Genomic DNA, 16,138 nt, shown 5'->3' on the forward strand with positions numbered 1-16,138 from the left:
CTTCGGCGCAATAAAAAAGGCGCCGCGATCCGATCGCAGCGCCTTCTTGATTGGCTTTGGAGTTGCCGTCGCCGGGCTCAGCCCTGGCGGTTCTTGGCATTGCCCTTCGGCTTGGTCTTGGGCTTGAAGCTACCGTCCTTTCCCGCGTCCGGCTTGCCCTTCTTCTTGTTGGCCCAGGGCTTGTCTGCAGCCTTTGCCGGCGGCCGGTCCTCGGTGTAGGCCGGCCCTTCGGAATAGCCGGGCTTCTTGTCGAACTTGCGCTTCGGCTTGAAGTCGCCGCGGTCGTCGCCACGGGCCGTGTCGTCAGAATAGGGGCGCTTCTTGCCGAAGCCCGCCTTGTCCTTGGAGAAATTCGGCTTGTCTCTGGAGAAGCTCGGCTTTTCCTGGCGCTGCTGCGAGAGATCCGGCGCGCCGGCGAGCGGCTTCACGCGAATGCCCTTCTCCAGCATCTTGTCCTTGCCGATCGCCGACAGGAACCGTTCGGCACCCTCGGCGGTCATCTCGACGAAGGTTTCTTCCTGCTGCATGCGGATTGCGCCAATGTCGCGCTTGGTCAGCTTGCCGTGACGGCAGAGCATCGGGATCAGCCAGCGCGGCTCGGCACTCTGCTTGCGGCCGACGGACAGCGAGAACCAGCTGCCGTCGCTGAAATCGGCGCGCTCGGCGCCAAAATCCTCGCGCGGTCCACGATCCTCGCGCGGCGCGCGTTCGTCGCGGCGCGGCTTGGCGCCAACGGCAACTTCGATCAGGTCCTCCGGAGCCGACCGGCCCGAACGGAACTGGCGCACGAAGGCGGCGGCCATCTGCTCGGCGCCGTGGCGCTCGAGCAGCGCTGCGACGATCGCCTGCTCGTCCTCGCGGATCGGCTCGGCAAAGCTCGTATCGGCAAGCAGCCGCTCGTCGTCACGCTGGCTGACCTCGTCGGCCGACGGCGGGCGCGCCCAGGTCGCGGTGATCCGGCCGCCGTCGAGCAGGCGCTCGGCCTTGCGGCGCTGGTTGACCGGAACGATCAGGGCGCTGACGCCCTTCTGGCCGGCGCGTCCGGTGCGGCCGCTGCGGTGAAGCAGCGTCTCGGAATTGGTCGGCAGGTCGGCGTGAATGACCAGTTCCAGGCCCGGCAGGTCGATGCCGCGGGCAGCGACGTCGGTCGCAATGCAGACGCGGGCGCGGCCGTCGCGCATGGCCTGCAGCGCGTGGGTGCGTTCGTTCTGGCTCAGCTCGCCCGAAAGCGCCACCACCGAGAAGCCGCGATTGTTGAAGCGGGCGGTCAGATGGTTGACGGCGGCGCGGGTCGAGCAAAAGACGATGGCGTTGCGCGCTTCGTAAAAGCGCAGCACGTTGATGATCGCGTTTTCGCGATCGTTCGGCGCAACCGTCAGCGCACGGTATTCGATATCGACATGCTGCTTCTGCTCGGACGCGGTGCTGATGCGCACGGCGTCGCGCTGGTAGTTCTTGGCAAGCGTTGCGATCGACTTCGGCACGGTCGCCGAGAACATCAGCGTGCGACGGTCATCCGGGGACTCTTCGAGAATGAATTCGAGGTCTTCGCGGAAGCCGAGGTCGAGCATTTCGTCGGCTTCGTCGAGCACGATGGCGCGCAGCGCGGAGATGTCGAGCGAGTTGCGGCGGATGTGGTCGCAAAGGCGACCCGGCGTGCCGACGACGATGTGGGCGCCGCGCTCCAGGGTGCGCTTCTCGGTGCGCATGTCCATGCCGCCGACGCACGAAGCGATCGTCGCGCCGGTCTCACCGTAGAGCCATTCAAGCTCGCGCTTGACCTGCAGCGCCAGTTCGCGCGTCGGTGCAATTGCGAGCGCCAGGGGGGCACTCGCAGGCCCGAAGCGGCGTTCGTCGCCAAGCAGCGTCGGCGCCAGCGCCAGGCCGAAGGCGACGGTCTTGCCGGAGCCGGTCTGCGCCGAAACCAGGGCGTCGCGCCCGGCGAGTTCCGGATCGCGCATCGCCTGTTGAACCGGCGTCAATTCGTTGTAACCGCGTTTTGCCAACGCCTCGGCGATCGCAGGCGCGATCCCTTCGAATTCAGTCATATCTTGTCTTTCGGATATCGGTCGTAGAGCCCAGGACGAACGGATCGTCTCGGCGCCAATTGCCGCGGCCAACACGTCGCGGGCCTGTCATGGCGCGCTACATACGCGCTCGCGCGGTTCTTGTACAGGGGCGAAGGCTTCAGGGGCCGGGTTCGTCGCTGCGCGCGCCGAATTCGTTGGGCCCCTGATCGCCCGGCCAGAGGCAAAGGGCGATGAAGACGACCGGGCTCAAGACCGGGATAAACAGAGTGAGGGAAAGCGGGCCGGGATAGCCGATGTCGTGCAGGCGCTTGATCGCCAGCATCGCAATGGAGGGTAGCGAGACGAGGCTCGAGACGACGAATGCCAGCGTCCAGAGCGCCAGCACCGTCTCGTTGCCCTCGTTGGCGACCATCCGGGCGATCATGAAGCCGCCGATCAGGAACCAGAACAGCCACGAGAGAAAGAAGGGCAGGCGGCCGATGCGACCGGAGGGGCTGAAGAACAGCCAGGTCATGCTCGGCTGCGGCCCCTCCGGTGTCATCGCGATCAGTCCCGAAGCAGTTCGTTGATGCCGGTCTTCGAGCGGGTCTTTTCATCGACGCGCTTGACGATGACGGCGCAATAGAGGTTCGGCGCCGGCTGGCCGTTGCCCATGGTCGAGCCCGAGGGCATCGAGCCCGCGACGACGACCGAGTAGGGCGGCACTTCGCCATAGGTCACTTCGCCGGTGGCGCGGTCGACGATCTTGGTCGACTTGCCGATGAAGACGCCCATGCCGAGGACGGAGCCTTCGCGCACGATGCAGCCTTCGACGACTTCCGAGCGAGCGCCGATGAAGCAATTGTCCTCGATGATCGTCGGGCCGGCCTGCATCGGCTCCAGCACGCCGCCGATGCCGACGCCGCCCGAAAGATGCACGTGCTTGCCGATCTGGGCGCAGGAGCCGACGGTCGCCCAGGTATCGACCATCGTGCCTTCGCCGACATAGGCGCCGAGGTTGACGAAGGAGGGCATCAGGATAGCGTTGGGGGCGATATAGGCCGAACGGCGCACGACGCAGTTCGGAACGGCGCGGAAGCCGGCCTTCTCGAACTCGTTGACGCTCCAGCCGTCGAACTTCGAGGGCACCTTGTCCCACCAGACCGACTGGCCCGGGCCACCCTTGACGATTTCCATCGGGTTGAGGCGGAAGGAGAGCAGCACGGCCTTCTTCAGCCATTGATTGACCGTCCAGTTACCGTCTTCGCCGCGCTGGGCGACGCGGACCTTGCCGCTGTCGAGCAGGTTCAGCGCCGTCTCGACGGCATCGCGCACCGCGCCGCGGGTTCCGGTGTTGACGGAATCGCGGTCTTCAAAGGCGGCTTCGATCGTCTGCGACAGGGAGGCGAGGTCGTGGTTCGTCATCGGAATTCCTTAAAGTTCGGCGGTTATCCTGCGAAAGCTCTACTGCATAAATCCGAAAATCGGAATCGATTTAAGGACAATATTATGCAGCAGATCTAGCTGCTGCAGCGACCTTGACATGTCCTGCGCGGCAGTTGCTGCACGACATGATCCTGAAAAGTTGAAGGGCTTTTCAGGCCGCCGGAGTGGCCAGGGCTTGGCAAACTGAGGCGAACACGGCACTACAGCGCCGCGTACCCGTTCGGGATACGCAAAGGCCGCCGCAGCGCGCTGATGCGCTTGCGACCTTCATGACCGAGGATTGAGGATAGGACGCGTCTGGACGAGATGCCGATTGTCCGGAACGCGACGGGAAAGACGAGAATATGGCACGCATGAAGAAGCGCGCTCTGCGCCGCAAAGATGGGGTCTGGGATCCGCTGGCCGACAGCTCGCAGAGCCGGCAACGCGCACAGACCGTTCCGGTCACGCCGCAATCGGCTTCGCCTTCCTATCGCCTCGCCTATATCGACGACGATTTTCTCTGCCGTGAGGAACTGCGCCCGATCCGGCTGCAGCTCGAACTCTTAAAGACCGAAATGATGCTGGAGGAGCGCGGCATCAATTCCACCGTCGTCATGTTCGGCGGCGCCCGCATTCCTGAACCCGGCGGCGACGCCTGGGCGGCGAAGAACGAGACGCAGCGCCAGAACCTGGAGGCCGCCTCGGTCTATTACGAGGAAGCGCGCAAGTTCGCGCGGCTTTGCTCCGAGCATTCGGCCAAGCTGAATTACAAGGAATATGTCGTCGTCACCGGCGGCGGCCCTGGCGTGATGGAAGCCGGCAATCGCGGCGCCGATGATGTCGGCGCGCCGTCGATCGGCCTTAACATCGTGCTGCCGCACGAGCAGGCGCCCAATCGCTACGTGACGCCGGAACTGTCGTTCAACTTCCACTACTTCGCCATCCGCAAGATGCATTTCCTGCTGCGGGCGAAGGCCGTCACCGTTTTCCCCGGTGGCTTCGGTACGCTGGACGAACTGTTCGAGACGATGACGCTGATGCAGACCGGGCGCCTGGCGCTGGTTCCGCTTATTCTGTTCGGGGAGAAGTTCTGGCGCTCGATCGTCAATTTCGAAGCGCTCGCCGAATTCGGTACGATCGCGCCCAATGACGTCGATCTGGTCCAGTTTGTCGAAACGGCCGACGAAGCCTGGGATATCATTTCCCGCTTCTACGAAACGGTCGACCCGAAGTCCGTTCCGATGGCAAACGGCCGCCGCTGATCGCAGCGGTTCGAAAAAGCGCATAGCCCCTCGCGCGGGTTGCAAGGGGCTATGGGCTAGGCAGGAGCCTCTCCACCGGGCGGTGGGGAGAGAGAAGAGCTCCCGTCAGATCTTTTTGGTGAAGTCGGCCGCGTCGATGACGCCGTCGCTATTCTTGTCGCGCCGCTTGAACATCGTCTCGGCGGCGCTTGAAACTTCGCTGGCGCTCAAGGAGCCGTTGCCGTCGGTATCGACGCGCTTGAAGGCCTTCGGGCGCAGCCCCGGCAACATCGCCGGGTGGGCTTCCTTCAACTTGGCAAGGGCGGTCTCGCGCTCCGTGCCGGTCTTGCCCTTGGCATCTTTCCAGGCCTGGCGTGCCTCGCGGAAAGCTTCGCGCTTGACCTTCATTTCCTCGGCGCTGATCTGCCCGTCGCCATTGGTGTCGAAGGTTTTGAAGTTGTCGGAGATCCGCGCCTGGAACTCGGTGAGCGAAACCTTCTGGTCCTTGTTGGTGTCGAGCCGCTCAATCATGCGCTGGCCGCGCTGCTCGGGCGTCATCTTATCGCGGGCGGCAAAGGAGGGGGAGGCCATTCCGGTGACGGCGACGGAGAGTGCAGCCACGCCGAGGATCAGGGTCTTGTTCGGCATCATGCGTCCTTTCGATCGGTTGTTTCTGATCGCAAGGATAGACGCAGGTGCAGCCGACGCCAGTTAAACTTTGGTAATTTAAGTCATTGGCCGAAAAGGGGTTTTTCGGCGGCGAAATTGTGTCGGGGCGGGCGGGGCACCGTCTCTGCGGTGTCCCGCCCGTATCCGTTTTTCTAGAGATCCGTGAGGAGACGGCGCAGGAAGCCCGTGAGGTCTTCCGTCACGTAGTCGATCTGCTCGTCGGTGTCGTTCGACTTTTCCCAGGATTCCGCAAAGGTGTATTCGAGGTTCTGCGGCACCAGCAGCACAGTCTTCATGCCCAGCGCCTTCGGCACCAGGAGATTGCGCGGCAGGTCTTCGAACATGACGGCATTGCGGGTATCGACCCGGTGCAGGCTCATGAACTTGTCATAGGTCTCGCCGGCGGGCTTCGGCACGAAATCGGCGGCGACGATGTCGAAGATGTCGTCGAAATGGTCGAGGATGCCGAGTGCCCGGGCCGTCATCTGCGCATGGGCAACACTGCCATTGGTGAAGATGAACTTGCGGCCAGGAAGCGACTTGATGGCCTCGCCGAGCGCCGGGTCGGCTGGAACGATCGAATAGTCGATCGCGTGCGCCTGCTCGAGGAACTCGTTCGGATCGATGCCGTGATGGACCATCAGGCCTTTGAGCGTCGTGCCGTGGTCGCGGTAGTAATCCTTCTGCAGCTTCTTGGCGTCGGCCGGCTCCAGCGACAAAAGCTTCGCCACATAGGCCGTCATGTTGCGGTCGATCTGCGCAAACAGGTTGACGTGATGCGGATAGAGCGTGTTGTCGAGGTCGAACACCCAGTCGGTGACATGGGCAAATTCGGAGCGGGTCGGCAGGCGGTCGAGCTTTTTCATGACCGCCTTATGACACGGCCAACCGTGGCGGCAAACGGGAAAATAGCGATGCGGGGCTCTAGGGCGTAATGCTGGCGCATAGATTAGCGCTTTGAATTGGCAGTTGTGCGTGGCATCTTCCGGCTCGCGCGGTTTTTGGCTCGGGGACGCGAATGCCAATGTCTGACGAAGTGTTCTATCTGCTCTTTCTGTTCGGATTTTACGCGTTCACGGTCGTTACCTATTTTGCGCTCGGCTACGGCATCACATGGCTCAACGAGCGCAACCCCGAGCGAAAGATCCAGAAGGGACGCGGCTCCGACCGACGCCGCAGCGCCGAGATCCGCCAGAGCCTCAAATCGATGTTCAGCGCCTGCCTGCCGCTGACGATCGGGCTTTACGCCCAGCAGAAGGGCTGGGCGCCGGCGCCCTGGACGCTCACCTGGTGGAACGCCCTGCCGCTTTTCGTGCTCAGCATGATCCTCTACGATGCCTGGTTCTATTTCATGCACCGGCTGCTGCACACCAAGTGGCTCTATCCGCTGCATGCCCTGCACCACAAAAGCGTCGCGCCGACGATCTGGGCCACCTATTCGGAAGACGTCTTCGACAACTTCCTGCTTCAGAGCTTTTCGGCCGTCGTCGTTTTCGTCGTGCCGTTTCCGCCGCTGGTGCTCGTCGCCCATCGGCTGTTCGAACATTTCAACGGCATGATCGGACATTGCGGCTTCGAATATTTTGCCGCCTCCACCGCGCGCTATCCGTCTCCGCTGTTGTGCACGACGTTCCATGATCAGCACCATTCGGGCTTCAGGTACAATTACGCCAACTACTTCTCCTTCTGGGACCGTGTGCTCGGGACGCTCGCGCCCAACTACGATCAGCGTGTGAAGACCTTCGAGGACGAAGCGCCGCGGATCACGATCAGCGAGGGCACGGACCTCGTAGAGGCGCCGGAACGGGCAGAGTAGCAATCGGTCCGTTAGGTGGTCCTTGGCAACGAGCCGGCCTGCATGCTAGCTCGAAACGATGGAAACCTGGGTCCTCATCACCATCGCCGCGGCCTTCCTTCAGAACGTCCGCTCCGCAATGCAGAAACACTTGAAAGGCGTCATGGGCACGACGGGCGCGACCTTCGTGCGCTTCGGCTTCGGCCTGCCGTTCGCCTTCCTCTATCTCATTGTGCTCTGGCAGGTGGTGGGCCGTCCGCTGCCGGTGCCGAATGGCACATTCTTCCTCTGGGCGGTGATCGGGGGGCTTGCGCAGATTGCCGCGACCTTCCTGCTCGTCCATCTCTTCTCATTCCGCAACTTCGCCGTCGGCACCGCCTATTCGCGCACCGAGCCGGCGCAGGCGGCCCTTTTCGGCCTGATCTTCCTCGGCGAAAAGGCGAGCCAGGGCACGCTTGTGGCGATCGCCATCTCGGTCGTCGGCGTGATGCTGATTTCGGTGGCGCGCACGACCCTGAGCGCGCGCACGCTGGTGACCTCCGTATTCTCGCGCACGGCCGGCATCGGCTTGCTATCCGGCACCTTCTTCGGTCTTTCGGCCGTCGCCTACCGTTCGGCGTCGCTGGCACTGGCGCCGAGCCTGCCGGCACCCGACTACATGATGCAGGCAAGCTTCACGCTCGGCTTCGTCATCCTCCTGCAGACCGTCGTCATGTTGATCTGGATCGTGCTGCGCGAACGCGACGAGCTGCCGCGCATCGCGGCTGCCTGGAAACCGGCCTTTGTCGTCGGTTTCGTCGGGGCGTCTGCGTCGTTCGGCTGGTTCATGGCGATGACCCTGCAGCAGGCGGCCGTCGTCAAGGTCGTGGCCCAGGTGGAAATGCTCTTCACCTTCGCCTCGTCCTTCTTCATCTTCCGGGAATGGATCAACCGGCTGGAGCTTTTGGGTTGCCTCCTGATCGTGCTTGGCGTCGTGATGCTCGTGCTCATCTGAAGACGGGCGCCGGTCTGAGAAATAGACGCCCGAAAACCGGCGTCGCCCACCCCCGGGGCGTGCTAGAACGGCAGCATGTTGTTCGATCTCCCCTCCGATGACACGCTCTACGATGCACTGATTGCGCGCAGCAGCGACTACGAAGGTTCCGCCTTCGTCTGCGTCAAGACAACAGGCGTCTTCTGCCGCCTGTCCTGCCCCGCCCGCAAGCCGAAGCGGGAGAATACGATCTTCGTCGGCTCGATCGGAACCTGCCTGGAGACGGGCTTCCGCCCCTGCCAGCGGTGCCGGCCGCTTGCCACCTTCGGCGCCAAGGACCCGCTCGTCCAGGAGCTTCTGCAGGCGCTGGAAGCGGCGCCCGAACGGCGCTGGAGTGAGGACGATCTCGTTCGCCGCGGGCTCGATCCGTCGACCGTCCGGCGCGCCTTCAAGCGCGCACTCGGCATCACCTTCCTCGATCTCGCGCGGCATCGCCGCCTGGGGCTTGCCGCCCGCCAGCTCGCCGACGGCGGGCGGGTGATCGACGCCCAGCTCGAGGCCGGCTATCAGTCGCCGAGCGGTTTTCGCGCAGCCTTCCAGCGCCTGCTCGGAGATGCGCCGGCGGCAGCCCAGGGGAGGGCGCTGCTCACGTCCGACTGGATCGAAACGCCGATCGGGCCGATGGTCGCGGTTGCCGATGCGACGCACCTCCATCTGCTGGAGTTCCATGAGCGCAAGGCGCTGCCGACGGAACTGGAGGCGCTGAAGCGCGCGACGCGCTCGGCCATCGTTCCCGGCCGGACGACGCCGATCGACCAGATCGAAGGCGAGTTGAAGAGCTACTTCGCCGGCGAGGCGAGCGGATTTCAAACCCCGCTTGCGCCTGGGGGGACGCCCTTCGAGCGCAGCGTCTGGGCGAAGCTCGTGAAGATTCCCGCCGGCGGAACGCGTTCCTATGGTGACATTGCCCGCGAGGTCGCTACCATCCAGTCCGCTCGTGCAGTCGCCAAGGCCAACGGTTCCAACCGGATCGCCATCGTCATTCCGTGCCACCGTTGCCTCGGCGCGGATGGTTCGTTGACCGGCTACGGTGGTGGGCTCTGGCGCAAGCAGTGGCTGCTTCGGCACGAGGCGAAGATGAAACCTGTCAGCCTGTTGGTGGAGGAAACGCAATGAACCAGAAGGAAAAGGCGCTCGCCTTTGCCGCCCTGCATAAAAAGGGCGAGCCGGTGGTGCTCTACAACATCTGGGACGCCGGCAGTGCCAAGGCGGTGGCCGAAGCCGGGGCCAAGGCGCTTGCGACCGGAAGCTGGTCGGTGGCCGCCGCCCACGGCTTCGGCGACGGCGAGAAGGTGCCGCTGGCATGGCTTGCCGATATCGCGCGCCTGATCGTGGCTTCGACCGACCTGCCCGTCAGCATCGATTTCGAGGGCGCCTATTCCGACGACCCGGCGACCGGTGCCGCCAATGTCTCGCGCATCCTCGACGTCGGCGCCATCGGCATCAATTTCGAGGACCAGATCGTCGGCAAGGGTGGCGTACACCCGGTCGAAAAGCAGGCGACGCGCATCCGCGCCATCCGCGAGATGGCCGACCGGCGCGGCATCCCTCTGTTCATCAATGCCCGCACCGATCTCTTCCTGCAAGAAAGTGACGAGAGCCGGCATGCCGGCCTCGTCGACGAGGCGATTGCCCGCGGCAGGGCCTATGCCGAAGCCGGCGCCAGCGGCTTCTTCGTGCCGTGGCTGGTGGACGAGGCGCTGATCGCCAAGGTCTGCGCCGCGTCGATCCTGCCCGTCAACATCATGATGCGCCCGGCCGCACCCGACCTGAAAGCGCTCGCCCGCGCCGGCGTTTCGCGCGTCAGCTATGGTCCGGGGCCCTATCGCGTGATGATGGAGAAGCTGAAGGCGGCTGCGTCGGAAATCTACGCTCCGCGCTGACGTGAGGGCCGGCTGGTCGCGCGGCGCAAGCTGCGCGATTTCACCCTGAAAGCGTACGTTTTTGGCCGCAGCCTGGAGCTGTTATTTCCGCAATCTTCAGCTTTATGGTGTCTCTGGCAATTCTTTGCGACCCGAGAGGCACCGTATGAAGATTGTTCTGCTCAATCCGCCGCATACGGCCATCGGTAGCCGTATTCCCGATGACCATCTTCCGCCCCTCGGCCTGCTCGCCGTTGGCGGGCCGCTCCTTGATGACGGCCATGCCGTGCGGCTCATCGATTGCGAATTCGGCCCTTTGGGCTTCGAGGAGATTGTCGCACGCGTGCTCGACGACTGCCCGGATCTTCTGCTGATCGGACATTCGGGGTCGACGTCGGCCCACCCGACGGCCAGGCGTATTGCCAGCGATGTCAGAATGGCCGCACCGTCCGTGCGGGTGATCTATGGCGGTGTGTTCCCGACCTATCATTGGCGCGAGGTTCTAAGCGAGAGCGGCGCCTTCGATTTCATCGTCAGGGGAGAGGGCGAGGAGACAGTGCGACGGCTCGTGCGCGCCCTGTCATCCTTAGAACCCTTGAGCGAGGTTCTGGGCATCGCCTATCGCGATGATGGCGGCAGGGCTCTCGCCACCCATCCGGCGGAGGCGATCGCCAATCTCGATGCCTACCGCATCGGCTGGGAGCTGATCGAGCATAGGCGTTACAGCTATTGGGGCGGAAAGCGCGCTGTCGTGCTGCAGTTTTCGAGAGGGTGCCCGCATTTGTGCAACTATTGCGGCCAGCGCGGTTTCTGGACGCGATGGCGGCACCGGGATCCGGTCGCGTTCGCTAAGGAGATCGCCCGCCTTCACCGCGAAGAGGGCGTGGAACTGATCAATCTCGCCGACGAAAACCCGACCTCGTCGCGCAAGGCCTGGCTCGCCTTCCTGAACGCCATGATCGCCGAGAACGTACCGGTGCAGATCGTCGGTTCGACGCGGGCGGACGATATTGTACGCGATGCCGACATATTGCCCCTGTATCGCAAGGCGGGTGTCGTGCGTTGGCTGCTCGGAATGGAAAACACTGACGACGCCACGTTGAAGCTCATCAAAAAGGGCGGGACGACCACGAGCGACCGACAGGCAATCGCGCTCCTGCGCCAGCACGATATTCTCTCGATGGCCACCTGGGTGGTTGGCTTCGAGGAGGAGCGCCTGGGCGACCTTTGGCGCGGCTTCAAGCAGCTCCTGTCCTATGATCCGGACCAGATCCAGGCGCTCTACGTCACGCCCCATCGGTGGACCCCCTTCTTTGGTCTTGCCAGAGATCGCACCGTCATCGAGCCGGACGTCCGCAAATGGGACTATAAGCATCAGGTACTGAAGATGAAGCACCTTCATCCAGCCGTGCTCTTCCTGAGCGTCAAGTTGATCGAGGTTGCGATCCAGGCGCGGCCGAAGGCCCTCGCACGCGTTCTCCTGCACCGCGATCCGCAGCAGCGCCATTCGATGCGGTGGTACACTCGCATGGGACGCAGGGTCTGGTTTCACGAGCTCTATGAATTCGTCTTCCGCCGCCGCCATTTCGACTCCGGCCCGACGCTTCAGGTGTTCTGGGGCGCGCCGCAGGAGACCGAGGAAGAATCGATGCTGCCGCCGCGCCGGCGCCGTCCGGCAGACAGCGCGGCCGCATAAAAAATCCGGAAGCCGTGCGGGACGGCTTCCGGATCCTCGTCATGTCATTGCCGATCGGCTTGATCAGGGCACGATCAGCGTGCCGGCGCCGCGCTCGGTGAAGATTTCGAGCAGCACCGAATGGGCGGTCTTGCCGTTGAGGATGACGACGCCCTGGACGCCCGCCTTGATCGCGTCGATGCAGGTCTCGACCTTCGGGATCATGCCGCCGGAGATCGTGCCGTCGGCGATCAGTGCGTGCGCCTGGGAAACCGAGAGTTCCTTGATCAGGTTGCCCTGCTTGTCGAGCACGCCTGGAACGTCCGTCAGGAACAGCAGACGCGTGGCGTTGAGCGCGCCGGCAATCGCGCCGGCAAAGGTATCGGCGTTGATGTTGTAGGTGTGGCCGTCACGGCCCGGCGCCACCGGCGCGATCACCGGGATCATTTCCGAGCGGGCAAGCAGGTCGATCAGCGTGCGGTCGACTTCGACCACTTCGCCGACGAAGCCGAGATCGAGCACGCGCTCGATGTTGCTGTCCGGGTCCTTGATGGTCTTGCGCGCCTTTTCGGCGAAGACCATGTTGCCGTCCTTGCCGCAAAGGCCGATCGCCCATTCGCCCGTCTGGTTGATGAGCGCGACGATCTCCTTGTTGATCGAGCCGGCCAGCACCATCTCGACGATCTCGACGGTCTTTTCGTCGGTGACGCGCAGGCCGCCTTCGAACTTCGATTCGATGCCCATCTTCGTCAGCATCGCGCCGATCTGCGGGCCGCCGCCATGCACGACGATCGGGTTGACGCCCGACTGTTTCAGAAGCGCGATGTCGCTGGCAAAAGCGCGGCCGAGCTCGCTGTTGCCCATGGCGTGGCCGCCATATTTGACGACGATCGTCTTGTTTTCGTAGCGCTGCATGTAGGGCAGGGCCTGGGTGAGCAGGCGTGCCTGGATTTCACTTTCATTGGCGGACATGGCGGACCCTCGAAAAATACCGGCTGCTGTTTAGCGCAAGTTCCGGACCGAGGGAATGATCGGCGAACAAGATAAAGCCGGAATGACGGAACGGCTGGCACATTGTGATCGGCGCCCTATCTCACGTTTCGTGAACGAGGCTTTGGGGCGCGCACTGGATGATGGACGAGGACATAGCCGGGCTGCTCGGCCGCATTTCGCTCGGCGACCGCGATGCCTTTTCCGAACTCTATCGCCAGACCAGCCCGAAACTCTTCGGCATCTGCTTGCGTATCCTTGCAAACAGGAGCGAAGCGGAAGAAGCCCTGCAGGAAATCTACGTCAAGATCTGGCAGCACGCCGGGCGTTTCGCGCAAGGACAGGCGCCGGCGGCGTCCTGGCTGGCGGCGATCGCGCGCAATCAGGCGATCGATCTCATCCGGGCGCGCAAACCAGCCGCCAACGTGATTGACGAAGCCTACGATTTGGCTGATCCTGCTGCCGATCCGGAAAAATCGGCAGTGGTGAAAGCGGAGGGCAGGCGGATCGACGCCTGCATGGAGGAGCTTGAAGAAGACCGCGCGGAAGCGGTGCGGCGCGCCTATGTCGAGGGCCTGAGCTACCAGGAACTGGCTGACGTCTTCGCGGTGCCGCTGAACACGATGCGGACTTGGTTGAGGCGCAGCCTCCTGAAGTTGCGAGAGTGTATGGAGCGATGACGACACCAACCCCAGAGGGCCGGGACTTTCGCCGCGACGAGGTGATTGCGGGCGAGTATGTGCTCGGCGTGTTGTCTGCCGACGATCGCCGCAAGGTCGAAGCCCGGCTTGCCTCCGATCGCAACTTCGCCGCCATGGTCGACCGCTGGCAGAGCAACCTATCCTCCTTCGATGAAGCCTATGATCCGGTGGTGCCTCCACCCAGGACTTTCGCCGCGATCGAGCGGCAACTTTTCGATACGTTGCGGCCGGAACCCGCGCGGTCTCGCGGGCTGTGGCATTCGCTGGCGCTCTGGCGTGGGCTGGCGCTTGCCTCGCTCGCCGCGCTGATGGTGATGGGTGCCTCCATGGCCGGCCTGTTCGAGACGCCGTCGACCGGTGCTTCGCTCGTTGCAGAGCTTACGGGCAAAGGGGCCGCCATCGATCTCGTTGCCCGTTTCGACCGGGCGTCGGGCCGCCTGCAGGTAACGCCGGTGGCCGCCAGCCAGGCGGAACAGAAATCCCTCGAACTCTGGCTGATCAACGGCAACAATCCGGCGATTTCGCTCGGTGTTTTGCCGCAGACCGGGGAAGGCGAAATCGCCGTGCCGTCGACGTTCCGCTCGAGGATCTCCGCCGGTTCGGTTCTTGCCGTCAGCGTCGAGCCGCTCGGCGGTTCGCCAACCGGCGCGGCCACCGGACCGATTATCGCGCTCGGCAAGGCGCGAAACCTCTGATCGCATCAGCCTGACAAATACCCTTATTTATCAGTCGGCTAACTTTCCCGCGAATTCCTGAAACTCTTTCTGTCGTCCTTCCGTTGCTTGTCCTGTTCCCCGCAGGGAACGGCAGCTTCGGCGGGCGGCGCTATGCCGCCTCCCTCAACAGGAAGGAAGAGAAGATGTTCACGTCTGCCATCCGCTTGGTCGCAACAGCGTCCGTCCTCGCAGCAAGTGCATTCGTCGCCCACGCCGAAAATCCGATGGTCGGCGGCGCGCCGATGTATGCGGAGAAAAACATTGTCGAAAACGCGGTCAATTCCAAGGATCACACGACGCTGGTCGCCGCCGTCAAGGCCGCCGGCCTGGTGAAGACGCTGGAGGGCAAGGGGCCATTCACGGTGTTTGCGCCGACGAATGCCGCCTTTGACGCACTGCCGGCCGGTACCGTCGATACGCTGCTGAAGCCGGAAAACAAGGACAAGCTCGCCAAGGTCCTGACCTGCCATGTGGTTGCCGCCGACGCGATGTCGGCGACGATTGCCGAGATGATCAAGAAGGACGGCGGCGAGCATGACGTCAAGACGGTCGGGGGCTGTGTGCTGAAAGCCAGGGAAGATGGCGGCAAGCTGATGCTGACCGACGAAACCGGCGGTACCGCGACGGTAACGATCGCCGACGTCAAGCAGTCGAACGGCGTCATCCACGTGATCGACAAGGTTCTCCTGCCGAAAAGCTGACCCTCTGTTGCGCCGGGCCGCTGCCGGCGGCCTGGCGCATCTGTCGTACGGGATGGCTTTTCGCCGCGTCACGACGCTTTGAACGGCATTGTTTTGCAGTGCCTCCGTCCGGGCGATATCGTCGATCTCGACATCCGACAAATCGACAGCTTACAGCGCACCGCACGAATGACCGTGACGCGCTTTAGGATAGGTAGGAGGTTATCATGATCAGCCGGCGCGTCTTCCTGATGGCAGGCACGGCATTGGCCGCAGCATTTGCGTTTCGCGGCCTCACGCCGCTGGCATGGGCTGCGGGAACGGAGACCTTCGAAGTCGTCAAATCCGATGCCGAATGGCGGGCGACGCTCACCGACGACCAGTACCGGATCCTGCGGCACGAGGATACGGAGCGTCCCTTTACCAGCGCGCTCAACCACGAAAAGCGCAAGGGCACCTTCCAATGCGCCGGCTGCGCGCTGCCGCTCTATTCGTCCGAGGCGAAATATGACAGCGGCACGGGCTGGCCAAGCTTCTGGCAATCCCTCCCCAATGCCGTGGCGACACGGGAAGACAACTCGTTGCTCATGACCCGGACGGAATGCCATTGCCGCCGTTGCGGCGGCCACCTCGGTCACGTCTTCGACGACGGCCCGCCACCGACCGGCAAGCGCCATTGCATCAATGGCCTGGCGCTTGCCTTCGCGCTGTCTCGATAAGCCAGTCCGGACGACTAGGCTCCGGCAGGCGGCGTAGCCGGTGCTGCGCCGGAGAGGGCTGCCTGCAGCTTCTGCTCCTGTTCGGGCGAAAGCGACGTCTTCAGCACGCGGCCGCGCAAGTCGGGGAATTCGGCGAGAACCTTTTCCGGCTGGACCTTGCGCACCAGGATGAACAGAGCGGAGGAATTGTTCGGGATGGTGTTGCCGAGCGACTTGATGAATTCGTCGTCGATGCCGTAGTCGCTGAGCGATCCCGAGAGAGCGCCGGCACCCGCGCCGAGCGCGCCGCCGATTGCAAAGCCAGCCAGTGGATTGAGGAACAGAAGGCCGACCAGGCCGCCCCAGAGCGAGCCGGAGAGCAGGCCCGAGGTGGCGCCGACGGCCGTCAGGTTGAGGCTCTGCTTGAGGTGGACCTTGCCTTCGGTGTCGCGCACGACGACCACCGCATCCTCGAGGTCGATCAGATATTCCTTCTTCAGCCCGGCGAGCCGGACCAGAACCCTGTCAGCCTCCTCGGGGGAATCGAACCCGACAACGATCAAATCGGACATGTCTCACTCCTATCTCTGGCCGCGCCACCGTTCTGGGCGCAACGCAGAGATAGAGCGGATTGCATGTCG

At 63.5% G+C, this 16,138-nt stretch carries 17 protein-coding genes; 10 read left to right on the forward strand and 7 right to left on the reverse strand.

What is annotated here, in order from left to right:
- Positions 1-77 precede the first annotated feature (77 nt).
- The 3 genes from L981_RS13795 to dapD form a co-directional block, all read right to left on the reverse strand.
- On the reverse strand, positions 78-2,048 hold the full coding sequence (locus L981_RS13795; RefSeq protein ID WP_043616809.1) for a DEAD/DEAH box helicase: 1,971 nt from the start codon (positions 2,046-2,048) through the stop codon (positions 78-80).
- 139 nt (positions 2,049-2,187) lie between these two features.
- Positions 2,188-2,571, reverse strand: a complete 384-nt coding sequence (locus tag L981_RS13800) for a DUF805 domain-containing protein (RefSeq protein WP_043616811.1) — start codon at positions 2,569-2,571, stop codon at positions 2,188-2,190.
- A gap of 5 nt (positions 2,572-2,576) precedes the next feature.
- Positions 2,577-3,434, reverse strand: a complete 858-nt coding sequence (dapD, locus tag L981_RS13805) for a 2,3,4,5-tetrahydropyridine-2,6-dicarboxylate N-succinyltransferase (protein ID WP_043616814.1) — start codon at positions 3,432-3,434, stop codon at positions 2,577-2,579.
- A 365-nt stretch (positions 3,435-3,799) separates the two neighbouring features.
- On the opposite strand from dapD, the gene L981_RS13810 reads away from it, so the two are divergent.
- Positions 3,800-4,699: an LOG family protein gene (locus L981_RS13810; RefSeq protein WP_043616817.1), complete on the forward strand. Its 900-nt coding sequence runs from the start codon at positions 3,800-3,802 to the stop codon at positions 4,697-4,699.
- Positions 4,700-4,804: 105 nt separating this feature from the next.
- Here L981_RS13810 and L981_RS33290 read toward each other — a convergent pair whose 3' ends face one another.
- Both L981_RS33290 and L981_RS13820 read right to left on the reverse strand, forming a co-directional pair.
- Positions 4,805-5,326 (reverse strand): EF-hand domain-containing protein, encoded by a 522-nt coding sequence (locus tag L981_RS33290; RefSeq protein WP_197067132.1) that lies wholly within the window; start codon positions 5,324-5,326, stop codon positions 4,805-4,807.
- A gap of 173 nt (positions 5,327-5,499) precedes the next feature.
- Positions 5,500-6,213 carry a pyrimidine 5'-nucleotidase gene (locus L981_RS13820; protein ID WP_043616820.1) on the reverse strand — a complete coding sequence of 238 codons (714 nt, stop codon included), beginning with the start codon at positions 6,211-6,213 and terminating at the stop codon, positions 5,500-5,502.
- A gap of 158 nt (positions 6,214-6,371) precedes the next feature.
- Between L981_RS13820 and L981_RS13825 the strand changes: the two genes are divergently transcribed.
- The 5 genes from L981_RS13825 to bchE all read left to right on the forward strand — a co-directional run bounded on the left by L981_RS13825 (position 6,372) and on the right by bchE (position 11,733).
- Positions 6,372-7,163, forward strand: coding sequence for a sterol desaturase family protein (locus tag L981_RS13825; RefSeq protein ID WP_043616823.1), 792 nt, complete (start codon positions 6,372-6,374; stop codon positions 7,161-7,163).
- A 58-nt stretch (positions 7,164-7,221) separates the two neighbouring features.
- Positions 7,222-8,136, forward strand: coding sequence for a DMT family transporter (locus L981_RS13830; protein ID WP_043616826.1), 915 nt, complete (start codon positions 7,222-7,224; stop codon positions 8,134-8,136).
- A 75-nt stretch (positions 8,137-8,211) separates the two neighbouring features.
- Positions 8,212-9,291: a bifunctional transcriptional activator/DNA repair enzyme AdaA gene (locus L981_RS13835; RefSeq protein WP_043616829.1), complete on the forward strand. Its 1,080-nt coding sequence runs from the start codon at positions 8,212-8,214 to the stop codon at positions 9,289-9,291.
- Complete coding sequence (locus L981_RS13840) at positions 9,288-10,058, forward strand: isocitrate lyase/phosphoenolpyruvate mutase family protein (protein WP_043616832.1); 771 nt, start codon at positions 9,288-9,290, stop codon at positions 10,056-10,058. The genes L981_RS13835 and L981_RS13840 overlap by 4 nt, the downstream gene beginning before the upstream one ends.
- Before the next feature lie 145 nt (positions 10,059-10,203).
- Positions 10,204-11,733: a magnesium-protoporphyrin IX monomethyl ester anaerobic oxidative cyclase gene (gene bchE, locus L981_RS13845; protein ID WP_043616834.1), complete on the forward strand. Its 1,530-nt coding sequence runs from the start codon at positions 10,204-10,206 to the stop codon at positions 11,731-11,733.
- A 63-nt stretch (positions 11,734-11,796) separates the two neighbouring features.
- Here the strand turns inward: bchE and argB are convergent, their stop codons facing one another.
- On the reverse strand, positions 11,797-12,684 hold the full coding sequence (gene argB / locus L981_RS13850; protein WP_043616836.1) for an acetylglutamate kinase: 888 nt from the start codon (positions 12,682-12,684) through the stop codon (positions 11,797-11,799).
- A gap of 158 nt (positions 12,685-12,842) precedes the next feature.
- Here argB and L981_RS13855 point away from each other — a divergent pair, with 158 nt between their 5' ends.
- The 4 genes from L981_RS13855 (at position 12,843) to msrB (ending at position 15,518) form a co-directional block, all read left to right on the forward strand.
- Positions 12,843-13,382 (forward strand): sigma-70 family RNA polymerase sigma factor, encoded by a 540-nt coding sequence (locus L981_RS13855; protein ID WP_043616839.1) that lies wholly within the window; start codon positions 12,843-12,845, stop codon positions 13,380-13,382.
- Positions 13,379-14,098 carry an anti-sigma factor domain-containing protein gene (locus L981_RS13860; RefSeq protein WP_043616841.1) on the forward strand — a complete coding sequence of 240 codons (720 nt, stop codon included), beginning with the start codon at positions 13,379-13,381 and terminating at the stop codon, positions 14,096-14,098. Before L981_RS13855 ends, L981_RS13860 begins: the two co-directional genes overlap by 4 nt.
- 164 nt (positions 14,099-14,262) lie before the next feature.
- The gene (locus tag L981_RS13865; RefSeq protein WP_043616880.1) at positions 14,263-14,820 is read left to right on the forward strand and encodes a fasciclin domain-containing protein; all 558 of its coding nucleotides are present in this window, start codon (positions 14,263-14,265) and stop codon (positions 14,818-14,820) included.
- A 206-nt stretch (positions 14,821-15,026) separates the two neighbouring features.
- The gene (msrB, locus tag L981_RS13870) at positions 15,027-15,518 is read left to right on the forward strand and encodes a peptide-methionine (R)-S-oxide reductase MsrB (RefSeq protein ID WP_043616844.1); all 492 of its coding nucleotides are present in this window, start codon (positions 15,027-15,029) and stop codon (positions 15,516-15,518) included.
- 14 nt (positions 15,519-15,532) lie between these two features.
- On the opposite strand, the gene L981_RS13875 is transcribed toward msrB, so the two are convergent.
- Positions 15,533-16,069, reverse strand: coding sequence for a DUF1269 domain-containing protein (locus L981_RS13875; protein ID WP_043616846.1), 537 nt, complete (start codon positions 16,067-16,069; stop codon positions 15,533-15,535).
- Between the last annotated feature and the right edge of the window lie 69 nt (positions 16,070-16,138).

The sequence above is a fragment of the Ensifer sp. ZNC0028 genome (assembly GCF_000799055.1).
GTDB lineage: Bacteria > Pseudomonadota > Alphaproteobacteria > Rhizobiales > Rhizobiaceae > Ensifer.

What these genes read in the sequence shown, in the direction of transcription:
- L981_RS13795 (WP_043616809.1), bottom strand. Translation starts at nt 2,048, where the DNA reads ATGACTGAATTCGAAGGGATCGCGCCTGCGATCGCCGAGGCGTTGGCA.
- L981_RS13800 (WP_043616811.1), bottom strand. Translation starts at nt 2,571, where the DNA reads ATGACACCGGAGGGGCCGCAGCCGAGCATGACCTGGCTGTTCTTCAGC.
- dapD (WP_043616814.1), bottom strand. Translation starts at nt 3,434, where the DNA reads ATGACGAACCACGACCTCGCCTCCCTGTCGCAGACGATCGAAGCCGCC.
- L981_RS13810 (WP_043616817.1), top strand. Translation starts at nt 3,800, where the DNA reads ATGGCACGCATGAAGAAGCGCGCTCTGCGCCGCAAAGATGGGGTCTGG.
- L981_RS33290 (WP_197067132.1), bottom strand. Translation starts at nt 5,326, where the DNA reads ATGCCGAACAAGACCCTGATCCTCGGCGTGGCTGCACTCTCCGTCGCC.
- L981_RS13820 (WP_043616820.1), bottom strand. Translation starts at nt 6,213, where the DNA reads ATGAAAAAGCTCGACCGCCTGCCGACCCGCTCCGAATTTGCCCATGTC.
- L981_RS13825 (WP_043616823.1), top strand. Translation starts at nt 6,372, where the DNA reads ATGTCTGACGAAGTGTTCTATCTGCTCTTTCTGTTCGGATTTTACGCG.
- L981_RS13830 (WP_043616826.1), top strand. Translation starts at nt 7,222, where the DNA reads ATGGAAACCTGGGTCCTCATCACCATCGCCGCGGCCTTCCTTCAGAAC.
- L981_RS13835 (WP_043616829.1), top strand. Translation starts at nt 8,212, where the DNA reads ATGTTGTTCGATCTCCCCTCCGATGACACGCTCTACGATGCACTGATT.
- L981_RS13840 (WP_043616832.1), top strand. Translation starts at nt 9,288, where the DNA reads ATGAACCAGAAGGAAAAGGCGCTCGCCTTTGCCGCCCTGCATAAAAAG.
- bchE (WP_043616834.1), top strand. Translation starts at nt 10,204, where the DNA reads ATGAAGATTGTTCTGCTCAATCCGCCGCATACGGCCATCGGTAGCCGT.
- argB (WP_043616836.1), bottom strand. Translation starts at nt 12,684, where the DNA reads ATGTCCGCCAATGAAAGTGAAATCCAGGCACGCCTGCTCACCCAGGCC.
- L981_RS13855 (WP_043616839.1), top strand. Translation starts at nt 12,843, where the DNA reads ATGATGGACGAGGACATAGCCGGGCTGCTCGGCCGCATTTCGCTCGGC.
- L981_RS13860 (WP_043616841.1), top strand. Translation starts at nt 13,379, where the DNA reads ATGACGACACCAACCCCAGAGGGCCGGGACTTTCGCCGCGACGAGGTG.
- L981_RS13865 (WP_043616880.1), top strand. Translation starts at nt 14,263, where the DNA reads ATGTTCACGTCTGCCATCCGCTTGGTCGCAACAGCGTCCGTCCTCGCA.
- msrB (WP_043616844.1), top strand. Translation starts at nt 15,027, where the DNA reads ATGATCAGCCGGCGCGTCTTCCTGATGGCAGGCACGGCATTGGCCGCA.
- L981_RS13875 (WP_043616846.1), bottom strand. Translation starts at nt 16,069, where the DNA reads ATGTCCGATTTGATCGTTGTCGGGTTCGATTCCCCCGAGGAGGCTGAC.